Genomic DNA, 11,396 nt, shown 5'->3' on the forward strand with positions numbered 1-11,396 from the left:
TCGGCTTCGACGGAATCATGACCGCATGCGTCTTCGCCTGGGAAGAGCGCGCCGACCAATCCGGGCGCTTCATGCGCGAGGAAATGCAGAAATACGTCAATAAATATTGGGGCGAACGGGCGTTCGGGAGAAGCGGCTGACTTGTCGCCCACGGGTAATTCCGGAGGGACGATGTCGATCGGGGGGCGGGGTCGTGGCCGCAAAAACGACGACTTGAAGCTGCTTTGGAGCCGGCTGAACGTTCGCTGCTCGTCGTCTGATGCGATATTCGCATTCCTTGATTGACAGAAAATAGAACGAGCGTTATAAAATTAACGATGGCGCGCCGGCTTAAGACCGGCGTGGGGAAGGAGCAGAGGGGGAAGTTTGCTGGCCATGAGCGCCGGCGAAGGAAGTTCGATGACATCAGCATCCGAACGTGCCGGTTTCCACTGAAACGAAATCCTAACGGGTGCGGTTCGCGCTCCGTAGGGCCCATCCGGCGAATCTTAACGCGTTGCCGGGCGCGACCAGGGAGGAACGATTATGAAGCGTTACGTCTACGCGCTGGCGGTGGCGACGATCCTGTCGACCCCAGCTATGGCCGCCAAGATCGGCGTGTCGATGGACAAGTTCGACGACAACTTCCTCACCGTGCTGCGCAACGGCATGAGCGATTACGCCAAGACTGTGCCCGGCGTGTCGTTGCAGATCGAGGACGCCAAGGACGACGTCTCCAAGCAGCTCAGCCAGGTCCAGAACTTCATCGCCAACAAGGTCGACGCGATCATCGTCAATCCGGTCGACACCTCGGCGACGCCGGCGATCACCAAGCTCGCCGCGGAAGCCGGCGTGCCTCTCGTCTACGTCAACCGCTTGCCGGCCGACCTAGACCAACTCGGGCCCAAGGCCTCAGCCGTCGTTTCGGATGAGAAGGAATCCGGAACCTACGAGGCCCAGCAGATCTGCAAGCTGCTTGGCGGCAAGGGCGACATTCTGGTGATCGAGGGCCAGCTCTCCAATCAGGCTGCGGTGCAGCGCACCAAGGATGTCCATGAGGTCATCGCGACTCCGGAATGCAGCGGCATAAAGATTGTCGCCGAACAGACCGCCAACTGGGATCGCACCCAGGGGCAGAACCTGATGACCAACTGGCTGTCGAAGGGCATGAAGTTTGACGCGGTGGTCTCCAACAACGACGAAATGGCGATCGGCGCCATCCAGGCGATGAAGGCGGCGGGCGTCGACACCAAGAAGGCCATCGTCGGCGGCGTCGACGCGACGCAGGACGCGCTTGCCTCGATGAAGGCCGGCGACCTCAAGGTCACCGTGTTCCAGAACGCCGCCGGCCAGGGCAAGGGCGCGGTCGACACCGCGCTCGCGCTCGCCTCGGGCAAGACGGTCGACAAGTGGGTTAAGATCCCCTTCGAACTGGTCACGCCTGACAACCTCGACAAGTACGCCAAGAAGAACTGATCCGACCGACCGCCTCTCCCTTCGCGTCTCGTGACGAAGAAGGGAGAGGCCGCCGGGGGCGCGGCCGATGTGTCTCGCCTCCGGCGGGTCGCGCCGAGCATATCGTGCTAAAAAGGTCGCGGGTCTCGCCCAAGAATGCGGGGCCGGCGAGAGATTTCAGGGTCGGAGCGCCATGGCGAAATTCAGTCCGTCGACCGCCGAAATCGTTCGCCAAGCCGGCGTGGTGCCCGGCTCGGAGTTTCTCCTCGAGGTGGAGCACGTCAGCAAGACATTCCCGGGCGTCAAGGCGCTCGACGATGTCCAGTTCCGCCTGAAGCGCGGCCACGTGCATGCGCTGATGGGCGAGAACGGCGCCGGAAAGTCGACGCTGATGAAGATCATCGCCGGCATCTACACGCCCGATCCCGGCGGTTCGTTCAAACTCAAGGGTCAGGAAATCCGGCTGACTTCGCCGCTGGACGCGCTCCAGTACGGCATCGCGATGATCCATCAGGAACTCAACCTGATGAATCCGATGACGGTCGCCGAGAACATCTGGATTCGCCGCGAGCCGCTCAACGGCTTGCGACTCGTGCAGCATCGTGAAATGCGCCGCAAGACGCGGGAGCTGTTCGACCACCTCGAGATTCCGATCGACCCGGAAGTCGAGGTGCGCGACCTCTCGGTCGCCAACCGCCAGATGGTCGAAATCGCCAAGGCGGTCTCCTACGACAGCGACGTCCTGATCATGGACGAGCCCACCTCGGCGCTCACCGAGAAGGAAGTGGAGCATCTTTTTCACATCATCCGCTCGCTCAAGGCCGAAGGCAAAGGCATCGTCTACATCACCCACAAGATGAGCGAACTGTTTGAGATCGCCGACCACGTGTCGGTTTTCCGCGACGGCCGATTCGTCGGGGAGCATGAAGCGTCCAAAGTCACTCGCGACGACATCATCAAGCTGATGGTCGGGCGCGAAATCACGCAGATGTTCCCCAAGACGGAGGTCCCGATCGGCGATGTCGTGCTGTCGGCGAAGAATCTATCGCTCGCCGGCCGCTTCCAGGACGTCTCTTTCGATCTGCGTCGCGGCGAAATTCTCGGTTTCGCCGGCCTCGTCGGCTCCGGGCGCAGCAACGTCGCCGAAGCGCTGTTCGGCGTGACGCCGGCGACATCGGGCAAGATCTTCATCGACGGCAAGGAGACCCTGATCAAAACGCCTGCCGCAGCGCTGGACGCAGGGTTGGGCTTTCTCACCGAGGATCGCAAGGAGAGCGGCTTGTTCCTGCTGCTCGACATCATCGAGAACATGCAGACGGCAATTCTGCGCAGGGGGTTCACCCGCGCTGGGTTCGTGAAAGAGGCCGAGATCGAGGCGATGTGCTTGCAACAGCAGGCGAGTTTGCGCGTGCGCACGCCCGATCTATTCGAGCCATGCATCAACCTCTCCGGCGGCAATCAGCAGAAGGTGTTGATCGCCCGCTGGTTGATGACAAAGCCGCGCATTCTCATTCTCGACGAGCCGACGCGCGGCATCGATGTCGGCGCCAAGGCGGAGATCCACCGGCTGATCTCCGTACTCGCCGGGCAAGGGGTGGCGGTCATGATGATTTCTTCCGAACTGCCGGAAGTGCTCGGCATGAGCGACCGCATCCTCGTCATGCACGAAGGCCGCATGACCGGCATCGTCGATCGCAAGGACGCCAACCAAGTCAAGATAATGGAGCTTGCCGCGCAGTAGCGCGCGAGACGCAGCAAGGACTGAAGACCGTGGCCACCGACACTTCGACTTCGACAGCCGCCGCGACGCGTGAACCCGTCCTGCGCTTGCATCGCCGAATGCCGCCGGAGGTCAGCATTCTCGTCGTCATGATCGGCATGATGCTGCTGTTCGAGGCGTTGGGATGGATCTTCGAAGGCCAGACCTTCATCTTCAACGTCCTGCGGCTCAAGATCATGATCTTGCAGGAGTCCGAGATCGGCATCATCGCTGTCGGCGTGACCATGTGCATCATCACCGGCGGCATCGACCTGTCGTCCGGCTCTCTCGTCGGCATGACGGCGATGGTGGCGGCGAGCCTGGCGCAGGTCTCCGGTTACAGCCACGCGATCTATCCGGGCCTTACCGGGCTCAATCCTGTCATTCCCGTTGCGGCCGGCCTATTGTGCGGGCTCCTCGTCGGCATGATCAACGGCGGGCTCATCGCCTATACGAAGATCCCGCCGTTCATCGCCACGCTTGGCATGATGGTGTCGGCGCGAGGCGTGGCGGATTGGTACACAAATGGCGAGCCGATCGGCAATCTCGAAGATTCCTTCGCGGCGATCGGTTCGGGCTGGTGGCCGGTCATCATCTTCCTGTTCGTCGCCTTCGTGTTCCACATCGCACTGCGCTACACGCGCTACGGCAAGTTCACCTACGCGATCGGGGCCAACCCCTTGGCGGCGCGCGTCTCGGGCATCAATGTCGAGCGCCATCTTGTCGTCGTCTACATGTTTGCCGGCCTGCTGTCGGGCGTCGCGGGCGTCGTGCATACCGCGCGCGCAATCTCCGGTCAGGCTGGCGTCGGCATGGGCTTCGAGCTTGACGCCATCGCCGCGGCGGTCATTGGCGGCACGTCGCTCATGGGCGGCGTCGGCCGCATGACCGGAACGGTGATCGGCGCGGTGATCCTCGGCATCCTGACCTCGGGCTTCACGTTCCTCAACGTCGACGCCCACTATCAGGAAATCATCAAGGGCGCGGTTATCATTGCGGCGGTGATCACGGACCAGTATCGGCAGCGGCGGCGCCGGTCGGCATAAAGGCCGAGTGCGCGCTCGTCTGTTGTCCGCGCGACCCGGCGAGACGACGTCCTGCCGTCATCGCGAACGAGCCGAGGCGATTAGGGGGCCGCAGGACTCAGGCCCTTCCGCCCCGGGATCGCTTCGTCGCTTCGCTCCTCGCGATGACGCCGGATCGACGCAGATGCGGCGCGTGGCCCCTCGTCGCAAGCTGATCCCGCACGCGCGGAGAGGGGAGGCGTCGCGTTACGCGTTCTCGATCGTGTGGATGTGGATCGGGGTGATCAGCGACGCGGGGGGCCGATCGCGGCGTCCGAAATGCGCGGCGATAGCTTCGACGGCGGTGCGAACCTCGAGCGCCGGGTCCTGGTCGATGATGGCGTCAATCATCCCCTCATGTAGCAGGCGACGCCGATCTTCGGTCAGCTCGTGGGTAATGAAGATGATTTTGTCACGCCTGCCGAGGGCGTTCAAGGCGTCGACGACGGCCTGCGCTCCCGCTGAAGCGTTGTAGACGCCGCGGATGTTCGGGTTGCGCTTCAGGGCGTCGAACACGAGATCGCCGGCGCGTTCGCTTTTCTCCCGGCTTTCGAGAACCTCGGATATGCGGCGCCAGGGGTAGCGTTCGCGCAGCGCGGCGCGAAAGCCCATCTCGCGCTCTTCATGGCCGATCATGCTGAGCAGCCCGGCGATGACAATGACGTCGCCTCGCTCCTTGCCGAGAAAGCGTCCCATGAGATCGCCGGCCACGCGCCCGGCCTTGCGATTGTCAGGCCCGATATAAGTCTGCGCGCCGACCCCACGGATGGGGGTCGCAAGGGTGATCACCAGCTTCCCTTCGCCGCTCATGGCGTTCAGGTTCAACGCGATCTCGTCGTTGTGCGCGCTGACGATGATCAGCCCGTCGCAGCTTGGCGCCAGCCGCGCGATCAGCTTGCCGGTGTCATGCGGTCGGTTCGGGTCGATGTGATGGACGCGGAACTGGATATTGAACGCCGAATAGTCGCGGTTGACCGCTTCGAAATGCGCCTGGACAGTCGCGTGGAAGGGGTTGTCCGGCGGCTGGATCAGCGCCGCGATGCGGAGCGTGCGCGCTGCGCGCTGGTTGAGCGCGCGGTCGAGATTGAGTCTGCGGGCCCAATCGAGGACTCGCCGCTCCTTTTCCCGCGTCACGCCGCCGCGGTTGTTGAGGATCCGGTCGACCGTGGAAAGCGAGACCCTTGCGGCGCGCGCTACATCCGCCGCCGTGGATTTGCCCGCCATCTTCAAACGCCTTCTTTGAAGAAAAGTCTTCAAGATTGAGATTTTTGCGTGAATAGCACGGGACTATCCTCGCCTCAATCAGACCGGCTCCGAGAGTCGGCGTATCCGAGGGGGGCGCGAGTGATCAATCTTGCAATATTCGGCGCCGGTCGCATCGGCTGCGTGCATGCGGTAAACGCGGCGACGAACCCTTCGATTCGGCTGAAATACATAGTCGACCCCGTCGCCAGCGAGGGTCGCGCGCAGTTGGCCGCGAAGACCGGCGCTTTCGTGGCCGACGCCGACGCTGTCTTCGCCGACAAGACCATCGCCGCCGTCGTCATCGCCAGCTCCACCGACACTCACGCCGAATTGCTCGACAGGGCGAGCGAAGCCGGCCACGCCATCTTCTGTGAAAAGCCAATCAGCTTCGATTTCGCCACCGTCGCCGAAGTGACCGAGAAGGTCGAGCGATCGGGCGTCGCCTGCATGCTCGGCTTCCAGCGCCGATACGACCCCAATTTCCGCAAAGTGCGCGACCGTATCGCCAGCGGCGCCGCCGGGAGGCTCGAACATATCGTCATGCACTCGCGCGATCCCGCGCCGCCGCTGCGCTCCTACGTGGAGCGTTCGGGCGGCATGTTTCGCGATCAGGCGATCCACGACTTCGACATGGCGCGCTACCTGCTCGGCGAAGAAATCGTGAAGGTGTACGCCGTTGGGGCCTGCCTTATCGATCCTGAGATCGGCGCTGCGGGCGACATCGACACGGCAATGGTCACGCTCACGTCGAAGTCCGGTCGCTTCGCGCAGATGGTCAACTGCCGACGGGCGCCCTTCGGTTACGACCAGCGGCTTGAGGCTCTATGCTCGAAGGAGGTGCTCTACGTGCGGAACCGCCCCCGCGACGAAGTCGTCATCGCCGACGTCAACGGCTTCGCCGCGGCTCCGCCGATGAACGATTTCATCGAGCGCTTCGCGCACGCCTACAGCGAAGAGATCACGGCCTTCGTCGAGATGATCGAAACCGGCAAGAAGCCCTTGGCCGACATTCGCGACGGACTGGAGGCGCAGCGTCTCGCCGAGGCCGCGATCGTTTCGATGAGGTCCGGACAGCCGGTCGAAGTCGATCCGTCGTGGCGGCCCTAACGGCAGAATTCCGATTGCTGGAGGATGACATGTCGAACGGCGTCTTATCCGCTCTGCCCCATGGCGTGCGCCTCGCCGTCAGCCCGCTTTCCTGGGCCAACGACGTTCTCGAGGATCTTGGAGCGGACATTCCGCTCGAGGCCTGTCTCGCCGACGCCGCCTCGATCGGCTACCAGGGTGTGGAGCTTGGCCGCAAGTTCCCGCGCCAGGCGGACACGCTCGGTCCGCTGCTCGAGAGACATGGATTGGCGCTGGCGTCGGGCTGGCATTCCGGCTTCCTCGCCGAGCGTTCGGTCGAAGCGGAGATCGAAGCCGTCGCGCCGCATGCGCGGCTGCTGAAGGCGCTCGGTGCCGAGGTGATGGTCTACGGGCCCTGCGGCCGGATGGCGCCGGGCGCGCCGCTCGACATTTCGATGGCGAAACGCGTCACGCTCGGTCGCGACGAGGCTGCCGACTACGCCGATCGACTCGCCGAATTCGAACGACGCCTGATCGGCGAATACGGCCTGCGGATGGGCTACCATCATCATCTGATGATGGTCGTCGAGACCTTCGACGAAGTGTCCCGGGTCTTCGACCGAGCGCGCTGCGGCCTGCTCGTCGACACAGGCCACGCCGCGGCCGCTGGCTTCGATTACGCCAAGTTGATCGACCGCTTCGGCGATCTCATCACCCACATCCATTTGAAGGATGTCCGCACAAACCGCATGGCGCGCGTGCGCAGCCAGGATCTATCCTTCAATCAGGGCGTCCGCTCCGGCATGTTCACGGTTCCCGGCGACGGCGACTTGGATTTCGCGCCGATCGCCCAATTCGTCAAGACCTCCGGTTACCGTGGCTGGCTCGTCGTCGAAGCCGAACAGGACCCGGCTCGCCCGGAAGCCGAGCCCAAGGCGGCGACGACGCGCGCCTTCAATGTGATCGCCTCCTGGTTCTGAGGGAAGCCATGCATAAGAGAATGAATATCGGCCTCATCGGCTCCGGCTTCATGGGCCAGGCCCATGCCGACGCCTTCCGCCGCGCGAACGTGCTGTACCGCGACTTGCCGGCGGCGCCACGCCTGCATACGCTCGCCGACGCGACCGACGAACTGGCCGCCAGGGCCGCCGCTCGCTTCGGCTTCGAGAACAGCACGGGCGACTGGCGCGCCCTTGTCAACAATCCCGACATCGACGTGATCGACATCACCTCGCCCAACGCCATGCACCGCGAAATGGCGCTTGCCGCCATTGCCGCCGGCAAACACGTCTATTGCGAAAAGCCGCTGGCCGTCACGCTTGCGGAGGCCGAAGAAATGGCCGCAGCCGCAAAGGCGAAGGGCGTCAAGACGATGGTGGCCTTCAACAACATCAAGACCCCGGCCGCGATGCTCGCCAAGCAACTGATCGACCGCGGCGACATCGGCGCTCCGATCCGCTTCCGCGGCTGGTTCGACCAGGGCTTCTTCAATGATCCCGATCTGCCGTTCTCCTGGCGCTGCACCCGCAAGGGCGCCGGTTCGGGCGCGCTCGGCGATCTTGGCAGCCACGTCATCGCCGTCGCGCAATATCTGATGGGCGACGTCGAAAGCGCCATCGCTCAGACGCAGACCTTCTTCCCCACTCGTCCCGCGCCACAGGAAGGCTCCGGCTATGGCGCCAAGGCCGGCGCGGACGCGCCGCGCGCCGTTGTCGAGAACGAGGACCAGATCCAGACCATGGTCCGCTTCAAGAGCGGGGCCGGCGGCACGATCGAGGCTTCGCGCGTTGCGGCGGGCAAGGTATTCGGCGTCTACTGGGAAGTGTCGGGGACCAAGGGCACGATCATCATGGACGGCGAGCGCTTCAACGAGCTGAAAATCTCGCGCTTCGACGATCCCAAGCCCGATCGCGGCTTCAAGACGATCTACGCCGGCAGCCAGGTTCCGCAATTCTCCGCCTTTTTCGGCTTCGATTTCGCTGGCGGCGGCCTCGGCTATTTCGACGTGAAGGTGATCGAAGTCCGCGATCTCATCGATGGAATCATGACGGCGGACGATTGCTTTCCCAACTTCCAGTTCGGCCTCGCCAATCAGCGCATCATGGACGCGATGGAGCGGTCGCTCGAGAGTCGAACCTGGGAAAACGTCGCCGGGTCTGCGCCGCGGGCCGTGCGAAGCTGAACCGGGCAGGAGTGAACATGACCTTCCCGAAATCTCTGCCGACCTCGCGCGTCAAGCCGGCAACGGAGGCGCCCGCATTGCGATGGGGCATTTTCGGCACGGGCTGGATCGCCGGAAAATTTGTCGAGTCGGTCAGGGCGCACACGCGGCAGATCATCGCCGCCGTCGGCTCGCGCAAGCAGGAGACGGCCGACGCGTTCGCCGCCGCCTGGGGGGTCGGCAATGCCTATGGCGGGTATGAGACTCTTGTCGCAGCCCGTGACGTCGACGTCATCTACGTGGCGACGCCGCATAACATGCACTACGACCATGTTCGCCTCGCTCTGCAGGCGGGCAAGCCTATGCTCGTCGAAAAGCCGATGGCGCTCAATCATGCCCAGGCGGCGGAGATGGTCGCGCTGGCGCGGGCGAAGAAGCTCTTCTTCGCGGAGGCGCTGTGGAGCTTCTTCCTGCCGAAGTTCGACGTTCTGCAGCAAATATTCGAGTCCGGTGCGCTCGGCGAGATCAAGTCGGTCTACACCGAATATGGCGAGTATCTTCCTCCCGAACACCGGATCTTCGACGCTCGCCTCGCGGGGGGGCCGCTGCTCGACCTCGGCACGTATCCGGTTTCGCTGCTCGCCAAGCTGCTCGGCGTCCCGCGCGAAGTTGTCGGTATGGGGCAGCAGGATCCGAGCGGCGTGAACGGTCAACTGTCGGTCGTCATGCGCAACGACATCGGCAGCCTCGGCGTGATGTCGACCACCTTCTACGGCTTCACGCCCACCAACGCGGCGATCGTCGGGACGCAGGGGACCGTGCGATTTCCGACCGAGTTTCATCTGCCCGGTTCGTTTGAGGTGAGGTCGTTGGAGGGCGAGACAGTGCTGAAATATGAGGAGCCGCGCGGCCTGCATTTCGACGGCCTCTATTTCGAAGCCGCCGAGGTGGCCCGTTGCATAGCCGAGGGTCGAACCGAAACGCCTTGTCGTCCGCTTGACGCATCGCTTGAGACAATGGCGACGCTGGACAAGATCCGTCGGCGCCTCGGCATCAGCTTCGCCGAAGCGGGCTTGCAGGAATAGGCCCGAGCGAACGCCATGCGCTAAGGGCGCCGTCGCGCTGGTCGCGGCGCCCCCCAGCGGAGTTCGCCTTCGAACCTTCGTCGCCAATCCCGGAACGCCTCGACGACGTCGTATTTGGGTCGGCAGGCGCCGAGCCGCAATCGAGCGCAACGGCTTCTTTTGCCGGAAGGCGATCAAGAGTTGGGTGGCGGCCTTCGCTCCATTGCGTCGGATCAGAGATTGCGCCCGGCTCGGGGGGCCAGGCGGAGGTCTGGAGATCGCAAGGGCGTCGAGAGATATCGACCTTCTCTCAGATTCTCAGCGAAGTAGAGATGAAATTCGCACCCAAAACTCAGCGAGCTTGAACTCGCGTTGGGGTCGGTGTGCTCAACAAGGTAGCGCAGACCCTTGAAGGCTTGCATGTCCGGGTCCTGGTCGATGACCATCGCCAAAGCTCCGGTCTGAAGATACTGGCGGTGGTCATCAGAAAGCTCGTGCGCGATCCATGTGACGCGACGATCGGGATCAAACTTCGCAAGCGCCCTCATAATCCCGGCCGAACCGGCGCCGCTGTTGTAGACGCCGGCGAGGCCCGTGCCGGTCAGCGCTTCGGCGACCGCAAGGAAGCAGCGGTCTTCGTCGTCACGCGTCTCGAACTGAAAATCGTCGCAGACGAGGTCGGGACTGGCGTCGGTCAGCGCATCGCGACAGCCGGCGGTGCGCTCCAGGTGCCCGCTCCAGTCGTTCCATCCGCTCAGAAACATCACTCTGCCGCGTTGTCTTGTGAAGCGGCTCATAACGAGACCGGCGGTGCGTCCGGCGCGGTAGTTGTCGATGCCGAAATAAGCGATGCCCGGGACGTCGGCGACGTCCGAGACGACGGTCACAACCGCCTCGCCCCGATCGAGAACCTCCCGCAACGCATTGCGCACCCGCGCGGTGTCTGGGGTGGCGATTATGAGACCGCGACGGCGATAGTTCGTCGCAACAATGTTCTTGATCAGGGAAGATTCGTCAGCCTCACGGACAACACGTCGATGCACGACGATTCGCTTGTCTAGGATTGAGCAAGCGCCCGCGAGCGCGCTGCGCAGACGCATGAAGAACGGAGTCCGGCTATCAGGCAGCAGCACGTCGATGTGAATCAATTCGTGCGCTGTGCTCGGTAGGATCCGTGGCACGCCAAGTTTCAAGGCGGCCGAGACCACCTTCTGACGCGCCTGTTCTGAAACGCTCCCGCGTTCGTTCAGAACGCGGTCCACAGTGGACGCGCTCACGCCCGCCTCCGTGGCGATCTCGAAAAAACGAGGCGATCGCTTGCGGCGTTTCCCCGGGGGCATCGAATGGTCCCAAAGTTCAAGGCGCATCGTACGACCTGACGATAAATCGTCAAGAAGGCTGGTGTGGGGGCGAGAAGGGCCTCTTAGACTTATTGCAAAGATTGCAGCGGGGAGGGACCCATGAGGATCGCGCTCGATCCCCACATGCACCGGCATCTGTCGCTGGAGGAACTGCCGCGCAAGGCGGCCGAACTTGGCTACGCGTGGATTGAGCTTTCGCCGCGCGCCGACTTCCTCGACTGGTGGGTGGCCCCACGGGTCTAC

Annotated in this window: 9 protein-coding genes and 1 pseudogene; 8 read left to right on the plus strand and 2 right to left on the minus strand. The window is 63.4% G+C overall.

Annotated elements, in window-relative coordinates; translation table 11 throughout:
- Window positions 1–525 precede the first annotated feature (525 nt).
- From ABSF49_RS16310 to ABSF49_RS16320, 3 genes are all read left to right on the plus strand, one after another.
- Window positions 526–1,455, plus strand: a complete 930-nt coding sequence (locus ABSF49_RS16310; RefSeq protein WP_424113709.1) for a sugar ABC transporter substrate-binding protein — start codon at window positions 526–528, stop codon at window positions 1,453–1,455.
- A 172-nt stretch (window positions 1,456–1,627) separates the two neighbouring features.
- The gene (locus ABSF49_RS16315) at window positions 1,628–3,175 is read left to right on the plus strand and encodes a sugar ABC transporter ATP-binding protein (protein ID WP_424113710.1); all 1,548 of its coding nucleotides are present in this window, start codon (window positions 1,628–1,630) and stop codon (window positions 3,173–3,175) included.
- Window positions 3,176–3,273: 98 nt separating this feature from the next.
- On the plus strand, window positions 3,274–4,239 hold the full coding sequence (locus ABSF49_RS16320) for an ABC transporter permease (protein ID WP_424113717.1): 966 nt from the start codon (window positions 3,274–3,276) through the stop codon (window positions 4,237–4,239).
- A 225-nt stretch (window positions 4,240–4,464) separates the two neighbouring features.
- Here ABSF49_RS16320 and ABSF49_RS16325 read toward each other — a convergent pair whose 3' ends face one another.
- Window positions 4,465–5,481, minus strand: coding sequence for a LacI family DNA-binding transcriptional regulator (locus tag ABSF49_RS16325; protein ID WP_424113711.1), 1,017 nt, complete (start codon window positions 5,479–5,481; stop codon window positions 4,465–4,467).
- Between the two features lie 120 nt (window positions 5,482–5,601).
- Here ABSF49_RS16325 and iolG point away from each other — a divergent pair, with 120 nt between their 5' ends.
- The 4 genes from iolG to ABSF49_RS16345 are packed head-to-tail and all read left to right on the plus strand — an operon-like array spanning window position 5,602 to window position 9,813.
- Window positions 5,602–6,609: an inositol 2-dehydrogenase gene (gene iolG, locus ABSF49_RS16330; RefSeq protein WP_424113712.1), complete on the plus strand. Its 1,008-nt coding sequence runs from the start codon at window positions 5,602–5,604 to the stop codon at window positions 6,607–6,609.
- A gap of 29 nt (window positions 6,610–6,638) precedes the next feature.
- The gene (iolE, locus tag ABSF49_RS16335; protein WP_424113713.1) at window positions 6,639–7,547 is read left to right on the plus strand and encodes a myo-inosose-2 dehydratase; all 909 of its coding nucleotides are present in this window, start codon (window positions 6,639–6,641) and stop codon (window positions 7,545–7,547) included.
- Window positions 7,548–7,555: 8 nt separating this feature from the next.
- Window positions 7,556–8,749, plus strand: coding sequence for a Gfo/Idh/MocA family protein (locus ABSF49_RS16340; RefSeq protein ID WP_424113714.1), 1,194 nt, complete (start codon window positions 7,556–7,558; stop codon window positions 8,747–8,749).
- Between the two features lie 17 nt (window positions 8,750–8,766).
- Window positions 8,767–9,813, plus strand: coding sequence for a Gfo/Idh/MocA family protein (locus tag ABSF49_RS16345; RefSeq protein ID WP_424113715.1), 1,047 nt, complete (start codon window positions 8,767–8,769; stop codon window positions 9,811–9,813).
- A 212-nt stretch (window positions 9,814–10,025) separates the two neighbouring features.
- Here ABSF49_RS16345 and ABSF49_RS16350 read toward each other — a convergent pair whose 3' ends face one another.
- Window positions 10,026–11,288 carry a LacI family DNA-binding transcriptional regulator gene (locus ABSF49_RS16350; protein WP_424113716.1) on the minus strand — a complete coding sequence of 421 codons (1,263 nt, stop codon included), beginning with the start codon at window positions 11,286–11,288 and terminating at the stop codon, window positions 10,026–10,028.
- Between ABSF49_RS16350 and ABSF49_RS16355 the strand changes: the two are divergent.
- Window positions 11,253–11,396 (plus strand): annotated as a pseudogene (locus ABSF49_RS16355) (sugar phosphate isomerase/epimerase); the annotation flags it as partial. The gene ABSF49_RS16350 and the pseudogene ABSF49_RS16355 sit on opposite strands and share 36 nt — an antisense overlap.

Source organism: Roseiarcus sp. (assembly GCF_049514155.1).
In the GTDB taxonomy this organism is placed as follows: domain Bacteria; phylum Pseudomonadota; class Alphaproteobacteria; order Rhizobiales; family Beijerinckiaceae; genus Roseiarcus.